This is a genomic window from Paracoccaceae bacterium (assembly GCA_012103375.1).
GTDB lineage: Bacteria > Pseudomonadota > Alphaproteobacteria > Rhodobacterales > Rhodobacteraceae > WLWX01.
The window spans coordinates 3,337,084-3,356,911 of record WLWX01000001.1; the positions used below are offsets into that span (position 1 = coordinate 3,337,084).

At 62.4% G+C, this 19,828-nt stretch carries 23 protein-coding genes; 13 read left to right on the top strand and 10 right to left on the bottom strand.

The window, feature by feature from the left end; all coding sequences use genetic code 11:
- Positions 1 to 6 precede the first annotated feature (6 nt).
- The 3 genes from GKR99_17085 to GKR99_17095 form a co-directional block, all read right to left on the bottom strand.
- Positions 7 to 1,464: an HlyD family efflux transporter periplasmic adaptor subunit gene (locus GKR99_17085; protein NKB29169.1), complete on the bottom strand. Its 1,458-nt coding sequence runs from the start codon at positions 1,462 to 1,464 to the stop codon at positions 7 to 9.
- Positions 1,465 to 1,558: 94 nt separating this feature from the next.
- Positions 1,559 to 2,083, bottom strand: coding sequence for a molybdenum cofactor biosynthesis protein B (moaB, locus tag GKR99_17090; protein NKB29170.1), 525 nt, complete (start codon positions 2,081 to 2,083; stop codon positions 1,559 to 1,561).
- Entirely contained in the window at positions 2,080 to 2,877 is a 798-nt protein-coding gene (locus GKR99_17095) for a uracil-DNA glycosylase (GenBank protein NKB29171.1), read from the bottom strand. Before GKR99_17095 ends, moaB begins: the two co-directional genes overlap by 4 nt.
- A gap of 102 nt (positions 2,878 to 2,979) precedes the next feature.
- Here GKR99_17095 and GKR99_17100 point away from each other — a divergent pair, with 102 nt between their 5' ends.
- The 7 genes from GKR99_17100 to GKR99_17130 all read left to right on the top strand — a co-directional run bounded on the left by GKR99_17100 (position 2,980) and on the right by GKR99_17130 (position 8,146).
- The gene (locus GKR99_17100) at positions 2,980 to 3,930 is read left to right on the top strand and encodes an aspartate carbamoyltransferase catalytic subunit (GenBank protein ID NKB29172.1); all 951 of its coding nucleotides are present in this window, start codon (positions 2,980 to 2,982) and stop codon (positions 3,928 to 3,930) included.
- On the top strand, positions 3,927 to 4,463 hold the full coding sequence (locus GKR99_17105; protein ID NKB29173.1) for an aspartate carbamoyltransferase catalytic subunit: 537 nt from the start codon (positions 3,927 to 3,929) through the stop codon (positions 4,461 to 4,463). The genes GKR99_17100 and GKR99_17105 overlap by 4 nt, the downstream gene beginning before the upstream one ends.
- A gap of 297 nt (positions 4,464 to 4,760) precedes the next feature.
- Positions 4,761 to 5,228, top strand: coding sequence for a hypothetical protein (locus tag GKR99_17110; protein NKB29174.1), 468 nt, complete (start codon positions 4,761 to 4,763; stop codon positions 5,226 to 5,228).
- Positions 5,225 to 6,514 (top strand): amidohydrolase family protein, encoded by a 1,290-nt coding sequence (locus tag GKR99_17115; protein ID NKB29175.1) that lies wholly within the window; start codon positions 5,225 to 5,227, stop codon positions 6,512 to 6,514. Before GKR99_17110 ends, GKR99_17115 begins: the two co-directional genes overlap by 4 nt.
- Complete coding sequence (gene plsY / locus GKR99_17120; GenBank protein NKB29176.1) at positions 6,501 to 7,109, top strand: glycerol-3-phosphate 1-O-acyltransferase PlsY; 609 nt, start codon at positions 6,501 to 6,503, stop codon at positions 7,107 to 7,109. Before GKR99_17115 ends, plsY begins: the two co-directional genes overlap by 14 nt.
- A 3-nt stretch (positions 7,110 to 7,112) precedes the next feature.
- Positions 7,113 to 7,643 carry a DUF805 domain-containing protein gene (locus GKR99_17125; GenBank protein NKB29177.1) on the top strand — a complete coding sequence of 177 codons (531 nt, stop codon included), beginning with the start codon at positions 7,113 to 7,115 and terminating at the stop codon, positions 7,641 to 7,643.
- Complete coding sequence (locus tag GKR99_17130) at positions 7,640 to 8,146, top strand: hypothetical protein (GenBank protein NKB29178.1); 507 nt, start codon at positions 7,640 to 7,642, stop codon at positions 8,144 to 8,146. The genes GKR99_17125 and GKR99_17130 overlap by 4 nt, the downstream gene beginning before the upstream one ends.
- On the opposite strand, the gene GKR99_17135 is transcribed toward GKR99_17130, so the two are convergent.
- Together GKR99_17135 and GKR99_17140 are read right to left on the bottom strand one after the other, a co-directional pair.
- Positions 8,140 to 9,510 carry a glutamate--cysteine ligase gene (locus tag GKR99_17135; GenBank protein NKB29179.1) on the bottom strand — a complete coding sequence of 457 codons (1,371 nt, stop codon included), beginning with the start codon at positions 9,508 to 9,510 and terminating at the stop codon, positions 8,140 to 8,142. The genes GKR99_17130 and GKR99_17135 overlap by 7 nt on opposite strands.
- A 105-nt stretch (positions 9,511 to 9,615) precedes the next feature.
- On the bottom strand, positions 9,616 to 10,317 hold the full coding sequence (locus GKR99_17140; protein NKB29180.1) for a transcriptional regulator: 702 nt from the start codon (positions 10,315 to 10,317) through the stop codon (positions 9,616 to 9,618).
- 150 nt (positions 10,318 to 10,467) lie between these two features.
- On the opposite strand from GKR99_17140, the gene GKR99_17145 reads away from it, so the two are divergent.
- Positions 10,468 to 10,911 carry a hypothetical protein gene (locus tag GKR99_17145; GenBank protein ID NKB29181.1) on the top strand — a complete coding sequence of 148 codons (444 nt, stop codon included), beginning with the start codon at positions 10,468 to 10,470 and terminating at the stop codon, positions 10,909 to 10,911.
- Positions 10,912 to 10,984: 73 nt separating this feature from the next.
- On the opposite strand, the gene GKR99_17150 is transcribed toward GKR99_17145, so the two are convergent.
- The 3 genes from GKR99_17150 to GKR99_17160 are packed head-to-tail and all read right to left on the bottom strand — an operon-like array spanning position 10,985 to position 12,512.
- Positions 10,985 to 11,503, bottom strand: coding sequence for a hypothetical protein (locus GKR99_17150; GenBank protein NKB29182.1), 519 nt, complete (start codon positions 11,501 to 11,503; stop codon positions 10,985 to 10,987).
- The gene (locus GKR99_17155; protein NKB29183.1) at positions 11,500 to 12,213 is read right to left on the bottom strand and encodes a hypothetical protein; all 714 of its coding nucleotides are present in this window, start codon (positions 12,211 to 12,213) and stop codon (positions 11,500 to 11,502) included. The genes GKR99_17150 and GKR99_17155 overlap by 4 nt, the downstream gene beginning before the upstream one ends.
- Complete coding sequence (locus GKR99_17160) at positions 12,213 to 12,512, bottom strand: RsmE family RNA methyltransferase (GenBank protein NKB29184.1); 300 nt, start codon at positions 12,510 to 12,512, stop codon at positions 12,213 to 12,215. Before GKR99_17160 ends, GKR99_17155 begins: the two co-directional genes overlap by 1 nt.
- A 36-nt stretch (positions 12,513 to 12,548) precedes the next feature.
- Between GKR99_17160 and GKR99_17165 the strand changes: the two genes are divergently transcribed.
- The 5 genes from GKR99_17165 (at position 12,549) to GKR99_17185 (ending at position 17,156) form a co-directional block, all read left to right on the top strand.
- Positions 12,549 to 13,931, top strand: a complete 1,383-nt coding sequence (locus GKR99_17165) for a 4-hydroxybenzoate octaprenyltransferase (GenBank protein NKB29185.1) — start codon at positions 12,549 to 12,551, stop codon at positions 13,929 to 13,931.
- A gap of 39 nt (positions 13,932 to 13,970) precedes the next feature.
- A complete protein-coding gene (locus tag GKR99_17170; GenBank protein NKB29186.1) occupies positions 13,971 to 15,827 on the top strand; it encodes an OmpA family protein in 1,857 nt (618 codons plus the stop codon).
- Positions 15,814 to 16,137 carry a hypothetical protein gene (locus tag GKR99_17175; protein NKB29187.1) on the top strand — a complete coding sequence of 108 codons (324 nt, stop codon included), beginning with the start codon at positions 15,814 to 15,816 and terminating at the stop codon, positions 16,135 to 16,137. Before GKR99_17170 ends, GKR99_17175 begins: the two co-directional genes overlap by 14 nt.
- A 32-nt stretch (positions 16,138 to 16,169) precedes the next feature.
- Positions 16,170 to 16,718: a hypothetical protein gene (locus tag GKR99_17180; GenBank protein NKB29188.1), complete on the top strand. Its 549-nt coding sequence runs from the start codon at positions 16,170 to 16,172 to the stop codon at positions 16,716 to 16,718.
- 153 nt (positions 16,719 to 16,871) lie between these two features.
- On the top strand, positions 16,872 to 17,156 hold the full coding sequence (locus GKR99_17185; protein NKB29189.1) for a transposase: 285 nt from the start codon (positions 16,872 to 16,874) through the stop codon (positions 17,154 to 17,156).
- A 455-nt stretch (positions 17,157 to 17,611) separates the two neighbouring features.
- On the opposite strand, the gene GKR99_17190 is transcribed toward GKR99_17185, so the two are convergent.
- Positions 17,612 to 18,766: an ABC transporter permease subunit gene (locus GKR99_17190; protein ID NKB29190.1), complete on the bottom strand. Its 1,155-nt coding sequence runs from the start codon at positions 18,764 to 18,766 to the stop codon at positions 17,612 to 17,614.
- Between the two features lie 3 nt (positions 18,767 to 18,769).
- On the bottom strand, positions 18,770 to 19,789 hold the full coding sequence (locus tag GKR99_17195) for an ABC transporter permease subunit (GenBank protein ID NKB29191.1): 1,020 nt from the start codon (positions 19,787 to 19,789) through the stop codon (positions 18,770 to 18,772).
- Positions 19,790 to 19,828 lie beyond the last annotated feature (39 nt).

Genomic DNA, 19,828 nt, shown 5'->3' on the forward strand with positions numbered 1-19,828 from the left:
CATGGCCTAGCCTCCCATCCGGGATTCGATGCGTTCGACCACGCGGGCCGGAACGCTCGGTTCCGACAATTGCGCCAGAACGCGCTGCTTGGCCTCGGCAGGCATGCGCTTGTTGGCCTCGACAAAGGCGATCAGTTTGGCGCGACGTTCGTCTGACAGTTCGACCATCGCCGGTGCCTCGGGCGCTTCGGTCGATGCCCCCTCGCGGATCGGACGGATCTTGATCCCGGCACCAAGCAAGGGTGAGCGTTCTGCCACAACCTCGCGCCCGGCCAGCGCGCGGGCGCGTACCAGAACATCGTCGCCCTGGCGGCGCAGAACCGTGGCCTCAACCGCTTCCAGGCGATCCTCTGCGCCCAGCGCCAGTACAGTCCCGGCGGCATCAACGGCGGATGCGGGCAATTGCGCCACTCCGCGCAGCGGGGGTTCTTCAACCCGGACTGTCACGAAATCGCCCGGACGAAAGCCGCCGGTCTGCGCAAGTTCGGCAAACAACAAGCGCCCAGTCTGACCGTCCCCAACGGCGGCATTTTCGCGACTGATCTGGCCTGTTGCAATCAGATCAACGCCTGCCACATCCAGTGACACGGCAACCTCGGCCCGGCGCAAACGCCCCTCATCCAGCAATCGGGTATACTGCGCAGTGGACACCCGAAAAGCGACTTCCAGCGCTGCTGGATCGATCAGACTGGCCAGACGTTCATTGTTCGCCACCAGCCCGCCCTGCACCACGGTGACATCGCTGAGGACGCCATCGAACTCGGCAAAAATCTCGGTCTCGGCAAGGCCGCGCCGCGCCTCGGCCAAGGCGATTGAAACGCGGTCCAGGCGCAGCGCCGCCTGATCAATCCGGGTCTGTGCCGCCGCCAGCGCCTGCCTGCGCGACAACACCGCCTGATCCGCCGAAGCCGCCGCCAACGCCGAGGTTTCCACCGCCGCCTCGGTCCCGACCCCGCGTGCACGCAGGTCTTCCTGCCGGAGCAGCGCCTGTTTGCGCAATTCCGCCTGCGCTTGCGCCGCCGCAACGTCCGCCTCGGCCAATTCCAGCGCGCGGGCAGCATCGCGGGCTTCCGCCTCGGCCTCTGACAGGTCGGCACGGGCGACATCCAGCGCCGCCTGAGCAACCACTGGATCAATTCGTACCAGCAGATCGCCCGCCGCGACCGCACCGCCTTCTTCCACGCCCGCGCCCAGTTCAATCACCGCTCCGCCCGATGTCGCGCGCAGTTCCAGCGACCGGCGGCCGCGAATCTCTCCGAACGTATCCAGCACCGGCGTGATGACGCCGGGTTCCACTGTGATCACATTTGCCGCAAACACCCGTTCACGCGCTTCACGAGGGCGCGGATCATCGGCGAGCCGCGTCTTTAGCGCCCCGCGCACCATGTCACCTGCCAGCGCAATTAATGCGATGGTGACGGCCAGAAGCACGATACCGACGAGTGAGCGGCGCAGAAAACGCATGGGTCAGATCCGATCCCTAAAGGCGGTGTCGATGCATGAATCTAGGGCAGCGCAAGGAAAACACCAACACATAATGGTGTTACGCAGCAGGCGGTCATTTCCGTCGCAGATGTTCGTCCAGCCGTGGCATGATCTCAACAAAATTGCAGGGCCTGTGGCGAAGGTCTAGCTGCGGCGCCAGAATCTCGTCCCAGGCATCCTTGCACGCCCCGGGAGAGCCGGGCAGAGCGAACAGATACGTCCCATTCGCCACCCCGCCCGTGGCCCGCGATTGCACCGCCGAGGTTCCGATTTTTTTCATCGAGACGATGGTGAAGACGGTGCCAAAGGCGTCGATTTCCTTTTCATAGACATCGCGATGCGCCTCGACCGTGACATCGCGGCCCGTCAGGCCCGTGCCGCCGGTGGACAGCACCACGTCGATTTCCGGGTCCGCGCACCAGGCGCGCAGCTGATCGGCAATGGCGGAACGATCATCCGGCAGGATGGTCCGCGCTGCAAGGGTGTGACCGGCGTCGGTCAGGCGCTGAACAAGCGTGTCGCCGGACCGGTCATCCGCCTGGGTGCGGGTGTCGCTGACGGTCAGGACAGCGATGCGGGTGGGCAGGAAGTTTGTCATCCGCGCACCCTCGACTGCAAGCTCAGCAAATCTGCCCAGGCCTCGCGCTTGGCGGCCGGGGTGCGCAGCAGGTAGGCGGGGTGAAACATCGGCAGGGCGGGACGGTCCATCGCCTGATCCCATTTGCCGCGCAGACGGGTAACGCCGGTTCTGCCAAGGATCGCCGAGCAGGCGACATTGCCCATGATCACCAGAATATCCGGGTCGGCCAGCGCCACATGCCGTTCCAGAAACGGTTTCAGCATCGCAATCTCTTCCGGTGTCGGGGTGCGGTTCTGTGGCGGCCTCCACGGCAGGACGTTGGTGATATAAAGGCTGTTGTCAGCCGCTTCCCCGTCTCGGGCCATCCCGATGGCTGCAAACATCTTGTCCAGCAGACGCCCGGCTGCGCCGACAAAGGGCAGACCGGCGGCATCCTCGTCACGTCCCGGTGCCTCCCCAATCACCATCACCTGCGCCGCCGGGTTGCCATCGGCAAAGACGGTGGTTTTTGCGCCGCGCTTCAGCTCACAGCCTTCAAAGGCTTCAACTGCCGCTTTCAGCGCCGCAAGGTCCGCAGCCCCCTCGGCCGCTGCACGCGCCGCACCAATGAACCGCCCGGCGTCCGGCTTGTCGGCATGTACCACCGCCGGTGCCGAGGCTGATTTGACCTCGGGCGTTGGCATATCGGGCTTGCCCAGCTTGTCGGGCAGCGCATAGCAATCGACCGGCGTATCGCCAATCGGCTCATCCGCGCCCAGTTCGGCTTGCCAATCCAGCAGGGCCTTCAGCATATGGGGATCACTGCCATCCATCGCGACACAGGCTATGCTGCGGGGCGGCGCGCGTAAATGCCCGACCGCTTGTCCCATGACCCGCCACTTCCTATAAGCCGACAAAACCGCGAAGGGCCGCCGATGACATTCGCCAAACGCCACCTGCTGGGCATCGAACCGCTGTCCCCGGACGAAATCACCACCCTGCTTGACGTGTCGAACCAATATGTCGACCTCAACCGCTCGGCCCAAAAATCCAGTCAGGCGCTGGCGGGCAAGACGCAGGTGAACATGTTCTTCGAAAACTCGACCCGCACCCAGGCGAGTTTTGAAATCGCCGGTCTGCGCTTGGGCGCGCATGTGATGAACATGGCGATGCAGGCCAGTTCGATTAAAAAGGGCGAAACGCTGATCGACACGGCGCTTACGCTGAACGCGATGCATCCCGATCTGCTGGTGGTGCGGCATCCGCATTCCGGTGCTGTGAACCTGCTGGCGGACAAGGTGAACTGCGCGGTTCTGAACGCCGGAGACGGGCGGCATGAGCATCCGACGCAGGCGCTGCTGGATGCGTTGACGATACGGCGCGCCAAGGGGCGGCTGCATCGCCTGACCGTGGCGATCTGTGGCGATATTGCACACAGCCGCGTCGCGCGCTCGAACATTCTGCTGCTGGGCAAGATGGAAAACCGGGTGCGGCTGGTCGGCCCGCCGACGCTGATCCCCGCCGGGGCCGCCGATTGGGGGGTCGAGGTGACAGACGACATGGAGGCCGGTCTGGCCGATGCCGATGTGGTGATGATGCTGCGGCTGCAGAAGGAACGCATGGACGGCGGCTTTATCCCGTCTGAGCGGGAATATTACCACCGCTTCGGGCTGGACCCGGCCAAACTGCGCGCCGCCAAACCGGACGCCATCGTCATGCATCCGGGGCCGATGAACCGCGGGGTCGAGATTGACGGGATCCTGGCCGATGACATCAACCGCTCGGTCATTCAGGAACAGGTCGAGATGGGCGTGGCCGTGCGCATGGCGGCAATGGACCTGCTGACCCGCAATGTGGGGGCGCATCCGGAAGGGGTGATGGTGTGACCCGCGTCCGGGGCTGGGAAGGCCTGCTTGACCCGGGGGAGGAGATCATCTGGCAAGGCGCGCCTGCCCCCGGATTGCACCTGCGCATACGCAATGTGGCCCTTGCCGCCTTTGGGGCGATTTTTGCAGGGTTTGCGGTTTTCTGGATGGTCATGGCCGCGTCGATCGGCGGCGGCTTCTGGGCGTTTGGCCTGATCCATTTCTCGGTCGGCGTCGGCCTGATCATCGGCAGCCTGTTCTGGGGGAGGTTCAAGCAGCGGCGCACCTTCTATTCATTGTCTGACCGGCGGGCCTTTATTGCCACCAATCTGCCGGTGGTGGGGCGGCGGCTGAAATCCTATCCGATCACCTCGGAAACGGTGCTGACGCTGGAAGACAACGACCCGCCTTCGGTACATTTCGCGCGCGAGGTTCGGCGTTCGAAAAATGGAGCCTATACCGTAGGCGTAGGCTTTGAACGGATCCCCGACGGGCATGAGGTCTACGCCCTGATACGGCGGATTCAGGCCGACGTCGCAAAGCAAACCCGCTAAGCACACGGAAAGCCGTGGCGAATCGGCGTGCACCTGTGGCATGCTGGTATCGCCGGGGGGCTAGACTGTGACAGTTGTGCAAAAGTTCCGGGCCACGCCGACTCAACCTATGGTAGAGCTGGCGTGTGTGAAGTAGCATAAGCCCGTCCGCACATCCGAGGCGGCCGGCACCGGGACAGGCCGATCAATACGACGATGAACATCCGAAGCGACACACTGATGCCAGCCCATTCGGGATGGGCCGGCCAGCTTGAAGATGATGAGCGTATCCTGTGGCAGGGCCGCCCGGATGGCCGGTTGCGGCTTGGCCTGTCGTCGCTCGGCAAGTCGGTTCAGGGCGCCGTCCTGTTGGCGATTGCCCTGTTCCTCGCCAATGTGACCTTCGAAATGACCCTGGGTGAGGGTCTGTGGCACTGGGTACTTCCGGCGCTATCGATACCTGTCGCGCTGATTGGCCTCTATTTGTTGGTGGGGCAATATATCTGGGATACGCTTCGTCGGCGGCGCACCTGGTACACGCTGACCGACCGGCGCGCCATTGTCGCCCGGCAATTGTTTGGCAGTAAGCTGGCGGAGTATCCCATCGACGCCAAAACACGCCTCGAATTTCAGGAGCGACGTCGCGGTCTTGGCACGATATGGTTCACCGGGAATCGCCGTGGACGTAATCGCCGCGCCGGATTCGAGATGATTGGTGATGCACGGCGGGTCCATAAAATGATGCGGTTCATTCAAAAAGACAGCGCCGGGATAGAAACCGGATGAGTGCCACGATTTTTCGTGGTGCCCGCCTGATTGATCCCGACCACGACACGCCGCGCGACGGCGACCTGTGTGTTGTCGATGGTGTCATTGCAACGGATGCGCCCAAAACGGCCGAGGTTGTGGAGTGTTCGGGCCTGTGCCTTGCGCCCGGCATCATCGACGTGGGCGTCAAGGTCTCGGAGCCCGGTGAACGGCACAAAGAAAGCTACCGCACCGCCGGGCGCGCCGCCGCCGCCGGGGGCGTGACCACAATGGTCACCCGCCCCGACACGGACCCGGCGATCGACACGCCCGAGGTTCTGGAATTCGTCACCCGCCGCGCCCGCGAAACCGCCTCGGTTCGGGTTGCCCATATGGCTGCGCTGACCAAGGGGCGCGACGGACGTGAAATGGTCGAGGTCGGGTTTCTGTCCGACGCCGACGCCGGCGCTGTCGCCTTCACCGATTGCGACCGGGTGATCACAGACACCAAGGTCTTTGCCCGCGCCCTGACCTATGCGCGATCCCTTAACGCGCTGGTGATCGCGCACCCGCAGGATCCGGGCCTCAGCAAGGGGGCGGCGGCAACATCGGGCAAATTCGCCTCGCTGCGCGGGCTGCCAGCCGTGTCACCGATGGCCGAGCGGCTGGGCCTGGAACGCGATCTGGCGATGGTCGAAATGACCGGTGCCGCCTATCACGCCGACAACCTGTCCGCCGCCGCTGCCCTGCCCGCATTGCAGCGTGCCAAATCCGCCGGGCTGAACGTCAGCGCCGGGGTCAACATCCACCACCTGACCCTGAACGAGCTGGATGTGGGCGACTATCGCACCTTCTTCAAACTGAAACCGCCCCTGCGCAGCGAGGATGACCGCATTGCATTGGTCGAGGCGGTCGCCAGCGGGATGATCGACATCATCAGCTCGATGCACACGCCGCAGGACGAAGAAAGCAAACGCCTGCCGTTCGAAGAAGCGGCCAGCGGTGCCGTCGCGCTGGAAACCCTGCTGCCCGCCGCGATGCGCCTGTACCACGCTGGCGCGCTTAGCCTGCCGCAGTTGTTTCGCGCGCTGTCGGCCAATCCTGCCCGGCGTCTTGGCCTGCCCGGCGGATCGCTGACCACCGGCGCGCCTGCCGATCTGGTTCTGTTCGACCCGGACGCGCCCTTCGTGATGGATCGCTTTGTCCTACAGTCGAAATCCAAGAACACGCCCTTTGACGAGGCACGGATGCAGGGTCAGGTGCGGGGCACCTGGGTGGGCGGGGCACAGGTCTTCCCGATTGCGGGTGATCATGCCAGCGTTTGAATCCGCCCCGTCCACGCTGGCGCTGGTGGCGCTGGCGGCCTATCTTCTGGGCTCGGTTCCGTTCGGGATTGTTGTTGCACGGGTCTTCGGCCTGGGCGATCTGCGTGCCATCGGGTCAGGCAATATCGGCGCCACCAATGTTCTGCGCACCGGCAACAAGCTGGCGGCGTTTCTGACGCTGGTGCTGGACGCCGGAAAAGGCGCGATTGCGGTCCTGATCGCGCGCGCCCTAGTGGGCGAGGATGCCGCACAGATCGCCGGATTTTTCGCCTTTCTGGGCCACATCTACCCGATCTATCTGCGGTTCCGCGGCGGAAAAGGCGTCGCGACCTTCCTCGGAACACTGCTGGCACTGTCCTTCTTGGGAGGGCTGGCAGCCTGCTTGACGTGGCTGGTTGTGGCGATCCTGTTCCGCATCTCATCCCTCTCTGCGCTGATCTGCGCCGCAACGGCCCCCGTCTGGCTGTGGCTTTTGGGTCATGGCGAAATGACCGTTCTGGCCGCCTTGCTTGGCGCATTGGTCTGGCTGAGGCATGCTGCGAACATCCGCAGGATCGTCAACGGGACAGAACCGCGGATCGGCAAGAAGGGATAGATCATGGGAATTGGTGAAGCAGTTCGCACGTGTTTCTCAAAATACGTTGATTTTTCAGGGCGCGCGCAAAGGTCGGAATTCTGGTGGTGGGTTCTGGCGATCTGGTTGATTTCGCTGGTCTTGTCGTTCGTCGACTCGGCGCTTTTTGGCGATGTGGTCACGACCGATACCGGCTTTTCAGCCTCGACCAACACGCCAATTCTGTCGGGGGTTTTCGGGCTGGCGGTATTGCTGCCAAACTTGGCCGTGACGGCGCGCCGCCTGCATGACCGCAATATGAGCGGTTGGTGGATGCTGGCGCCTTACGGCGCGATGGCGCTTGCCTTCCTGATGGGGGCTATCAACGCTGGCATTCTGGCCGCGGCATCCGGGATTGGTGCCTTCGTGTTGGTCATCGTCCTGTTTGTGATGCTGATCCTGAAAGGCACGGACGGCCCGAACCGCTTTGGCCCCGATCCGCTGGGCGGCGGCGGTGGGCACGACGACGGCGAATTCGCCGCAAGCCGTATGCCACCCGTCGGGCGCGACGGGTGAGGTCAGCGGCGCCGATCTGCCTCGTCGTTGCCTTCGCCCTGCCAGCCGCAGCGCAGGACGCGCCGCGCGCATCCGAAATTCTCGATGCCGCGCGCGCTGAATGCATCGCCGATGTCAAAGCCGCCGACCCGAACGCCCCGACACCGGAATTGCTGGTCGAGAATGAGGCCCTGTCGTTCTGGGATCTGGACGAAGACGGGGCCGAGGATGACGCGATCCTCGACTTCAACTTCGTGTTCTGTTCGTTGAATTATGCGCTGTGGCATGGCTCAGGCGGCAGCATCATTCACGTCATCCACAACGGCACCACCTCACGCAGTTGGACGGGTGGGTTGTGGCAGGTTGCAACCTTCAACGAGTCCCCGGTGCTGCTGATCGGTCGTCATGGAACCTGGTGCGATGGCTATGGCGCGCAGCCATGCATTCAGGCCATTGCGCTGTTCGAAGAGGGACATTCCACGGTGCGTGATCCGCTGCCGCTGGAAGAACGGCCCGCTCAGTAACTGTAGTCCGCATAGATCTGTTTCAGATCCCCACCCCAGTCGCCATGATACCGGTCCAGCAGCTCATCCGCTGCCGTCTTTCCGGTGTCCAGGCTTTCCTTCAGCGCATTCAGAAAATGCGTCTCATCCGGGATCAACCCGCCTGCACCGGGGCGGGCGCGGGCGGCGAGGCCAGCCTCGGCGATTGCGACGACCTCTCGCGCAAGATCGTGCATGGAACGTCCGCCAACCTCGGCCTGCAAACCATGGACCGAGGCTTCGACCCGCCAAGCCTCACGCGTGTCAGCATCCCAGCCCTTGGCCAGATCCCAGGCGGCATCCAGCGCGGTCTGGTCATAGCACAGGCCAACCCACAACGCGGGCAGCGCGCAAAGCCGCCGCCAGGGGCCGCCATCGGCGCCACGCATTTCGATGAACTTCTTGATCCGCGCTTCGGGAAACAGGGTGGTCAGGTGATCCGCCCAGTCTGACAGGGTCGGGGTTTCGCCTGGCAGGGCATGCAATTCACCTTTCAGGAAATCACGAAACGACATGCCCAGCGCGTCGATATATCGCCCTTCGCGATAGACGAAGTACATCGGCACATCGAGGGCGTATTGCACCCAAGCCTCAAACCCGAAGCCTTCGTCAAAGACAAACGGCACCATGCCGGTCCGGTCCGCATCCAGCCCGCGCCAAATACGGGACCGCCAGCTTTTATGCCCATTCAGCTTGCCGTCAAAGAACGGAGAATTTGCAAACAGCGCCGTGGCCACCGGCTGCAGTGCAATCGCCACGCGCAGCTTCTGGACCATGTCCGCCTCGGACCCGAAATCCAAGTTCACCTGCACCGTGCAGGTCCGCCGCATCATCTGCGTGCCGTGGGTGCCGACGCGCTGCATATAGTCGTTCATCAGCTTGTATCGGCCCTTGGGCATCAGATCCATTTGCTCATGCGACCATTCCGGTGCCGCCCCAAGGCCGATGAAGCGCACGCCGATTTCGTCGGCGACGGATTTCACCTCGGCCAGATGGCTGTTCACCTCGTCACAGGTTTCGTGGATCGTCTCCAGCGGTGCGCCGGACAGTTCCAATTGCCCGCCCGGTTCCAGGCTGACGTTGGCGCCGTCCTTTTCCAGCCCCACGATGTGCGCGCCTTCCATGACCGGGGCCCAGCTGAACCGGTCGCGCAGCCCTTCCAGCACCGCCCGGACCGAGCGTTCGCCCTCATAAGGCAGCGGCAAAAGCGTATCCTGGCAATAGCCGAATTTCTCATGCTCGGTCCCGATCCGCCAATCTTCCTTCGGCTTACAGCCGTCCGAAAGATATTGCGCAAGCTGGTCGTGGTGTTCGATCGGGCCGCCACCGGACTGAGGAATGGACATGGGACGCGGCCTTTCGGTTGAAGCGGACAGGTGTGAATCATCTGGGCGAGGTGGCGGCGGGTGTCAATCTTGGTACCGGCAAAACCCGGCAGTTGCCCCGGCAGGTCAGAGGGTCAATCGTTCACGTTCTTGTGGCCGCGGGACTGCGGCGGCCGACGATAGCGGGAACCAACGCCGAAAGCGGTTGCAGATCGCCGGCTCTCCGATCAGTGCCAGGCGATCGGCGGCGCGCGCCTGGTCAATTCTCAGATCACCCATCCATATGTCGATCATGTCGCGGGATGTGGCGGTGACATAGGCGTCCACGTCCTTGCCGGGATCCTGATAGCACAGATCCACCTCGGACCCGTTGCAGACAATCCACCACCGCGCGAATGCGTCCAGATCGGGAAACTGGAAGCACAGCACGACCTCTCCGCCCGGAAGCTCATCGGTGACGATGTTTCGCTGCACATCGAACATCAGGAAGGTCACGTCCAGATCGGAGTCTTCCATTTCATCGCGTGCCCAGCGCATGCCCCAGACGGCAAGCGCCTCGACAACCGACGACAGTTCTTTTCCGGCGGCGGTCAGGCGGTATTCGTGACCGCGCTGGCCGGTCAGTTTGCGTTTGACGATGACGCCGCCCGCCTCAAGCGCTTTCAGGCGCGTGGTCAGAACCGTCGGCGAGATCCGCGGAAGACCACGTTGCAATGTTGAGAATCGGTTGCTGCCCAGCAAAAGTTCGCGAACGATCAGAATCGACCATGGCTCTCCCAGGATTTCGGTCGATTTCGCGATCGGGCAGAATTGTCCGCAACGTGGCATTCAGTTCTCCCTCGCGCCTGTGTCCGCAGCGGACCCATGAACTACGCAATCCGTAGTGAATTGCTACGTCCGGCGCAGTATCTGCGCAACCCCGCCGGGTTGTAGGCAGCGCCTATGCCGGACGGATCCGGTGCAAGCAGGAGAAGTAAGATGAAAGATGGAATAAGAAGTGTTCTGGAGTTGTTTGGCGTTGTCTGCCTCAGGTTTCGGCCCGTCCCCCGTATCTGGGCGATCTGGCTTCTGGCGGTGAATGGCGGATGCCTGTTGTTCATCACCCATGTGGAAGCGCAGGTCTTGCTGGCCGTTACGGGCCTGGCCGTGATTGTTCAGGCGGCGATTTACCAGCGGATCGGCTTTACCCGGGTTCTGGGGATCGTGCATCTGATGTGGGTCCCGATGTTCATCTGGATGGCCACCCGGGCCGAGGCAATTCAGGCTGACCCCGCACTGGCGACCTGGATTGCGGTGCTGTTTGCCACCAACCTTGTATCGCTGGTGATCGACATCGCCGAGGTGATCCGCTTTGCCCGTGGCGACCGCGCACCGCACTACCACTGGGCCAAAGCGTCCGCGGCGCGCGGCCTTGCCGCCTGACGGAACGTCCTGTCACCCGGCCGCGACGCGGGTGACAGGACGGACAGTCGTTCCGGTCACCTGTGCGCGAAGTTCAGTGCAGGCGAACCGGCACCCGTTCCCAGATCGTCACCCGCTGATCGGGCGCGCGGCCAAGACGTGCCAGCATCGCCTCGGTCCTGATCCCGGGCAGGGTGGCAAAGACGTCAAACAGCGCCTCAGCCCCTTCGGCTGTCGTCGGGATATGCAGTCGCGCGCCGGTGATGTCGGTCAGCACCCAATGCGGCGATGGGCGGGCGTCGGGTTCCAGTTCCAGCAGGCGCAGGTTTTCGACATCCATCACGCCGCCCTCTAGCGGGCCGAAATAGCTGAGTTGTCGTTCGTCCACCGCCACAACGCCCGGACCACCCTGCCCGGTGCGAAACCGCGCCCGCTGCGCACCCGTCAAGGCCAGCGCCGCACCACCAATGATAAGCAACCAGCCGACCAGCGCCAGCGGCCCGCCCCCGGTCAACGCCCACCACAGACCAAGCGCAAGCAGGACCAGACCGCCCAGCGCCTCACGCCATTGCATGATACCATCGCGCAGTTCGGGGCGGATGAAACCGGTCATGTATGTGCCTCGTCGTTCAGCGGATGCCATGGCGCCGCGTCCGCCATGTCCGCCGGATCAGCCCGCCAGTCATAAGGGGCGCGGATCGCCTTGAACTCCATCTCGGTGAAGTCGCGAATCAGGGTCATGTCATCGCCATGCCGGCGAAAAAGGCATCCGCCCTGGGTATCATATAGGTCACGCGCATGGGTCACACCCACTGGTTCAGCGGCCTTCAGTCGGGCCTGCCACGCAGTGCTGAGTTTGATGCGCCGCCCGTCCACCCGCGCCAGCTCTGTTAATTCGTTCTTAATCTGTTCCACGTGAAACAATCGGTCCAGCCCGTCATCCCGGCCGATGATGTCGGCACCGCCCGAGGCGACATAATGGCGATTGCTGAGGAACCGCCCGCCCCCACCCCAGGTATCCCCTTCGGGGAACAGCGACAGGGCGGTGAAATAAGGCGGGCGGGACAGGGCGGTATAGCTGCCCATGGCCTCACCACTCCAATCACCATTCAGCGCAAAGAAGATGAAATGCTGCCCATCCGGCGACAGATCACAGCGTTCGGCATAGACCTTGTGTTTCAGCCACTGGCCATCCTCGAACGTATCGGTATCGCGATGCCACAGGATCAGGCGGAAGGTCTTGGACGGCCCCTGCCGCAAGATCACGGCCCGGTCGTTCTGGGTCGCAAAGAACAGGTGCAGGCGGATCAGCGGCTTGACCATCACCAATCCCCCAATGCCATCTGCCACAGGGTCATCGCGGCCACCGCCGCCGTATCGGCGCGCAGGATGCGCGGGCCCAGGCTGACGCGGGTGACAAATGGCAGGGTCGCCAGCCGCGACCGCTCGGCCTGCGAAAACCCGCCTTCGGGTCCGATCAGGATCGCCCATTGTCCCACCGGTGCCGCGCCCAGACCCTCACCCGCGCCAACCAGAGACTCGTCGGGCACCATCAGGCGGCGGTCCTGGGGCCAGTCGTCCAGGACCTTCGCAAGTGGTCGCAACTCGGGCACTTCGGGCACGAATGTTCCACCGCATTGTTCTGCGGCTTCGACCGCATGCGCCTGCAGGCGGTCCTGTCGAATACGCTCGGCATTGGTGAAGTCGGTCTGCACCGGGCAAATCCGCGCCGCTCCCATTTCGGCGGCTTTCTCGACGATGAAGTCGGTACGGGCCTTCTTGATTGGCGCGAACAGCAGCCACAGGTCGGGCGGGTTTTTCTGGGCCGCCGATTGCGCCGTGCAGACCAGCGCGCCGCCGCGTTTGCCCGCCTCGACCACCTCGGCCTGCCATTCGCCATCACGCCCGTTGAACAGCGCCACAACGCCGCCCACCCCCAGCCGCATGACCGCAAACAGATACTGCGCCTGCGCCTGCGACAGCGGGACGGATTGCCCCGCGTCCAGCGGCTGGTCTACATACAGTCTGATTTTCGCACGCTTCATGGAGGCGAACATATGGTCGCCCCCCCGCCGATGCCAGAGCAGACGCCTCCCGCAACCGGAGAAGTCGCCGATGCCGTGGGCGGCAATTGGGTGGACAGCCATGCCCCGGCCTGGTCGCGCCCCTATCTGCGCCTGTCCCGCGCTGATCGCCCGATCGGCACCTGGCTGCTTCTGATCCCCTGCTGGTGGGGCCTGCTGCTGGCCAGCGCGACCACCGGGCGCTTTGGTCTGTTTGACCTCTGGATCGCAGTCGGCTGCGCAATGGGCGCGTTTCTGATGCGCGGGGCGGGCTGCACCTGGAATGACATCACCGATCACAAGATTGACGCCAGCGTCGCCCGGACAAGGTCGCGCCCGATCCCGTCCGGTCAGACCTCGGTTCGCAAGTCGCTTGTCTGGATGGCGGTGCAGGCGTTGGCCGCACTGGCAATCCTGCTGAGTTTTCCACCCGCTGCGATCCTGCTTGGCTTTGCCTCGCTCATTCCGGTCGCGATCTATCCATTCGCCAAGCGGTTCACCTGGTGGCCGCAGGTGTTCCTGGGCCTTGCCTTCAACTGGGGCGCGCTGCTGGCCTGGACGGCACATACCGGCGCCCTCGGGCTGCCTGCGGTGATCCTCTATGTCGGCGGGATCGTCTGGACACTGTTTTACGACACGATCTATGCCCATCAGGATATCGAGGATGACGCGCTGATCGGCGTCAAATCCACGGCCCGCCTGTTCGGGGACAGCAGCCGCAATTGGCTGCGCGGGTTTCTTGCCGCCACGGTCTGCCTTTTGGCCCTTGCCGTAATCGCCGCCCTTGCCCCGTTGCAGACGCCAATGGCGATGGTCCTTGGCCTGGGCGGCGTCTGGGCGATGGGCTGGCACATGGCCTGGCTGTTGCGCAACCTGGACGAGGGCGATCCAAAAAGCTGTATGCTGACCTTCCGCCGCTGCCGCGACACTGGGCTGATCCTTGCCGGTTTTCTGGTTCTGGCCTGTGTCGCCTGGTAGACGCGCCCGGCTGGGCGTTCTAAGACCTATGGCGCGGATATGAAGTACATCTCCTCCCTCCCGGTCGCCCTGACCTTCTTTGCAGCCGCAATCGCCTGTTTCGGCTTTGCGGTCTTTGCGGCGCGCGTGATCGAAACCCGGTCGGTCGACAGCATTACCGAAATACTGGAAGCCGAGGGCCTGACATGGGTCGAGGTCAGCGCCGACGGGATGCAGGTGATCCTGCATGGCACCGCCGACGATGAGGTGACGCGCTTTCGCGCCATGTCGGCGGCAAGCGATGTCGTAGACCCATCGTGCATCATTGACGAAATGCATGTGCTAGAGGGGGCAGACGGATCCGCGCCCCGGTTCTCGATCGAGATTCTGCGCAATGATGGTGGCATTTCCCTGATCGGGCTGATCCCGGCCGAGGTTGACCGCGCCGGCATCGTCCAGCGCGTCAAAGACATCTCGGACGGGACCGAAGTGTCGGACCTGCTTGAGATCGCAGATTATGCCCGTCCGCGCGGCTGGGAAGCAGCGCTGAACTTTGCCATCGACGCGCTGGATGCGCTGCCGCGTTCCAAAATTTCCGTGGCCGCGGACCGGGTCGCCGTGACCGCGATTGCGGACAGCCCGGAACTCAAGCGGCGGCTAGAGAATGACCTGACAGCGCGCGCCCCGACCAGTTTCACGCTGGCGCTGGATATCTCGGCCCCGCGTCCGGTGATAACGCCGTTTACGCTGCGGATGGTGGACGACGGCGACACAGCGCGTTTCGACGCCTGTTCAGCAGACACCGCCGAGGCGCGCGAACAGATTCTGGTGGCCGCCATCGCCGCCGGGCTGACCGGGCGGGCGACCTGTACGCTTGGTCTCGGCTCTCCGACGCCGGACTGGGGCAATGCGGTTGCATTGGGGATTGGCACGCTGGACCGGATCGGCGGAGGAACAATCACCTATTCGGATGTGGACGTCACGCTGGTCGGCCTGGCCGCGACCCCGTCGGGCCTGTTCGAACGTGAGGCGAGCGAGTTGGAATCCGCCCTGCCGGAAATCTTCACGCTCCATGCCGTGCTGCCGGCCGTTGACGCCAGCAAACTGATCGAAGGGCTGGACGAAGACGCCGATTTCGTCGCCCGGCTTGCCCCGGACGGTGCCGTGCAGATGCGCGGCAAGATGAGTGATGAGCTGACGCAGCGCGCCACGGCCTCTTTCGCGCGGGCCCGGTTCGGGATCGACAGGGTCGCGGCCTCGACCCGGATTGATCAGGCCACACCGGCGGGATGGACGATCCGGGTGCTGGCATCGCTGGAAGCACTGTCGTTGCTGAATTCCGGCACGGTGAAGGTCACGCCAGATTTCGTCGATATCTCGGGCACGACCGGCGACGATGACGCGCAGGCCGAAATCTCTCGGCTGCTGGCTGACAAATTGGGCGCGTCTGCGACTTACAGGCTTGACGTCAAATACGACGAAGCGCTGGACCCTGTGTTAGCGATCCCGACACCTGACGAATGCGTCAGCCGGATCAATGCGGTCCTGGGCGACAGCAAGATCGCATTTGCATCGGGTTCGCCCGAGATTGACCCGTCGGCCCGCGAAATCCTGGATCGGGTCGCCGTGCTGGTGGCCGAATGTGACACGGTGCAGATGGAAATCGGCGGCCACACCGACAGCCAGGGCGGCGAGGATCTGAACCTGCGCCTTAGCCAGTCGCGCGCCGAGGCGGTGCTGGACGCGTTGCTGGCGCGCAGTGTGTCGACCGGGTCGCTGACCGCCAAGGGGTATGGCGAATCCTCTCCGATCGCCAGTAACGAGACTGACGCAGGACGCGAAGCGAACCGACGCATCGAATTCACCCTTGCCGATGGACAGACGGATACGGCAGAAGGCAGCAATGAGCAGAACTGAGTTTATCATCACCACCGCCCTTGTCCTGCTGGTTGCCTTTCTGGTGGGCTGGTTTGCCTCGTGGCTGGTGCATCGCATGTCGCGCACCAGCACCGCAGATGTGGGACAGCTGGACCAGATGGCAGATGCCCTGCAGGAGGCCGAGGAGACCCGCGATCAGGCGGTCACCTATATGAACGAGCGTGAAGAAGAGCTGATGGGCCAGCTGAACCAGACCGAGACCGAGCTGCGCGCCGCCATGGAAGGCCTGCAACATGCACGCCACGAAACGGACGAGCTGCGGGCCTATATCGAACGGGCGAACATGTAGCCGCGAAGCTGATCGCCGGACAGCGGACCGTTTTGGGTTGGCATTTCACGGCTGGCCGCAATCACCAAGATGCTGATTTCAATCGCTGTTTCTGTTGCCGGATGCCTGGCGTCGAACGCCATTCGGTTTTCAGAAGTTCTGGCATAGCTATCGGCGGAGTGTTGTGGCCAGGAAGTCGCTCTGGTGCTGGCCTGTTCTGTGCTTTCCGGCCATACGATCGGTACCTTCAACGTGGTGAGGCTGGGCTGCAAGATCAATCTTCCAGGCCAAAACATGTCTGGAACCGCATCCCTGTTGAGGTGCGGCGCAGGGTGGTCAAGTTGGCCTTGAAGGAGACCGAACTATCGCCGCGCGAGTTGGCAGTGACGCTCACAGACAACGAAAGTTACTTTGTATCAGAGGCTTCAACGTATCGGATTCTGACTGCGCATGACCTGATCACCAGCCCAGCCTTTATCGTGATCAAGGCCGCCAGTGAGTTCAAAGACAAAACAACAGCCATCAATCAGCGCTGGCAGACCGACTTTACCTACCTCAAAGTTCTGGGCTGGGGATGGTTCGATCTCAGCACGAACTATTAGCCGGCAGTGGATTGCCTGCAAACCACGAGAGGCCCGGATGTTTACAGCCGCTACATCATCTCACGGAAGCTCTGCACCACTGCCCGGCAGGGCATTGCGCAGAAATGCACGAGAGGGGAACATGCGGGCTGAGGACGTGACCGATACCTCGACCTGGCATTGCAAGCGTCAGGCTGTGATCAAGTGCATGTCGTTCACAAGCCGCGCCTGCTCAGTCCCTCTCGTGCAGGTAAACATGCACTGCCGGGTGATCTCGAAGCCCAGATCGAAGCCTTCGTCGACCACTACAATCACCGGCGATACCACGAGAGCCTGAACAACGTCACAGCCGCAGACGTCTCCTTCGGACGGGATAAAGCCATTCTACAACAAAGGGAAAAGATCAAACGAATGACACTCGAAACGCGGCGCGTGCATCACCGCCAGCGCGCCGCATAATCAACCCAACCAGATGAGCCAAACTCTCTCTTAGCATAAGCCGCTCTTGGGGCCAAAAACCCTGACGACGAACAGTTGATGGGATCGAATCGCCACTCTGCCACGCAAATAGTTAACGCGCGCGTTGACTGGACCAGAATCAATGTGCATGTTTGCCAGCAGCATAACGAGGGGTGCGACTATGAAGAAAATCTACATCAAGCCCGAAGCGGCGAAGAAGGACAATCTGGCGACAATTGCAGCATGCTGCACGTCAAAGGGTTGCTGCTAACCTTAGGGTGACGCACAGAGACTTGATTGCGAAGGCCCCGGCGGGAATTCCGGGGCCTTTTGCTATTGTGATCATGGAGGCGGCACTGGCGCGAATGGCCAGGCTCGATTGCGTCAACGGATGCCCATAGGCAAACGCCCGTCCATGGCAGGACATAGGCCATTCCGACAATCAAGATCTCGTCTTATCCCTTCACGGCACCTGCCGTCAGGCCCGAAACAATCTGGCGTTGGAAGATCAGGACCAGCACGAACAACGGGGCGGTAATCGACACTGCGGCGGCAATTGCCTGAACTTCGTCAGATGCGGTTGTTTCACGGTTGAACATGTTCGCAATCGCCGGAACCATGGTCATGTTGTTGGCGTCCAGAAGCAACGAGGTTACGAGGAAGTCGTTATAGGCCAGCAAGAAGCTGAACAGCCCGGTGGTGATCACCCCGGGCCACATCACGGGGATGATGACACGCCGGAATGCCTGAAAATGCGAACAGCCATCCACCCTTGCGGCCTCATCCAGTTCTGACGGAATGTTCTGAAAGAAGGACCGCAGCATCCAGATTGTAAACGGTTGGTTGATTGCGACAAGGACGGCGATCACGGCCCAGGGCTTGCCGTAAAGCGTGGGGGCCGCATCGCCGAATATCGGCGCAAGCCATTCCGACGAGGTGATGAAATAGGGCAAATATCCCGTCACCAGCACCGAGTGTGGTAAGGCGCGAAAGACCAGCGCGACAACCAGAAGCGAAAAAGCGATCATCGAATCCGAGCGCGCCAAACCATATCCCGCCAGTGTCCCGACAGTCAGCGAGACGGTCACCACGCCAACGGTAACGATCATCGAGTTGGCGAAGTTGCGCGAAAACCCGCGGTCGATCCAGACAGCCCCGTAATGCTCGGTCGTCAGGCCGATGACGGTGTTGCCCAGCGGCCCAAGTGCAGGGTTCAGCACGCCCAGAACCGCGGGCAGGATCACAGCCATCGCGATCAATACGGAAATTCCGTAAAGCAGCCCGCCGATCAGCCAGCCAAAAACCATCGACCCGCCGGGCGCGAGGGCTTTGATCTTGCCGGGCAGCCAGCGAATCGCGACGTAGATCAGCGCAGCCACAAGGGCCAGCCCAAGGACGATGTCGATCAGCGACAGGCCGGATACGTTTTCGCGCGTGTGCGGCCCGACGATGACTTTCAGCGGGTTCGAGGAGAACGCATCAATCGGTGTCTTCAGGCTCATCACCGCGATCCAGACAATCGGGAAGGCAGCGATCAGGCACCAGAGGGCCAGAAACCCGTTGGAAAACAGCTTAAGACCGATGGGTTGGCGCATGGCCCGGTTTGACATGGCTCAGCGCCCTCTTTGTTCGCGCCAGACACGGCGCAGCGGAAGGGCCAGAAGCAGGGCAATTCCGACCATGGTCAGCATCGCACTGGCAGATGCGCGGCTGATGTTGCGCGCACCGGTGCCGTCCTGCAGCAGGAACTCATACGTCAGCCACTGCAGCGATATCACATGCGCCGAGGCCGAGAATCCGACGATTTCCTCGAACACGCGGTAGGCATCCATCAGGTGAATGAGGGTCAGGAACACAACAAGCGGCATCAGGTGCGGAATGATGATATACCGCAGTCTTTGCCAGCGCGACGCGCCGTCGATGATCGCAGCCTCGATCGCGTCCTGGTTAACCGACTGCAGGCCTGCATAGAAAACGACAAAGGCGAATGGGGCCACATGCCAGACGCGATAGATGTACATCATCAGCTCGATCGTCCAAGCCTGCGCAAACATCGCGACGTCTTTGTTCAGCCACCATTCGATTCCGGCCGTCAAAATGCCATCGCCGATGAAAAGCCAGCGGATTGAAAGCGCGCCGATCACCGGCGTGATGATGAACGGCAAGAGCGAGATAAAGATCACCGGGCCTTTGATGCGCTGGGCGGTGCTGTTGACCGCAAGCGCAATTGCCAGCCCGGTGCCAAGCACCAGCGGCAAAGTCAGCAGCGTGAAGACCAGCGTAAAGCGCAGCGCAGACCAGAAGCGGATATTGGTGAACTCGCGCCAGCTGCCGTTGCTGATCGCGCTCGACAATCTTTCGGGTTCGATCACATTGAGATAGCTTTGAAACCCGACGAATGTGGTTTCAGTGATGATCTTGCCGTCTTCATCAAGAATTGGACGGGTCTTCTTTTCAATCTCGCACACGGATCCCAGAAGGCCCGGCGTGCAGGTTTCAACCTCAACCTGCTGATAGACCGGCTGGGTGACATTGAAGCTCTGCCACAGAACCGAGACGAGCGGCAGGGCGATGAACAAAAGCATCATCAGGACCGATGGTCCTATGAACATCCAAAGTGTCTTTTGTTTCATGGGCCCTGCCGATGCTTAGTGCCGGGGCGGCCCTGAAGC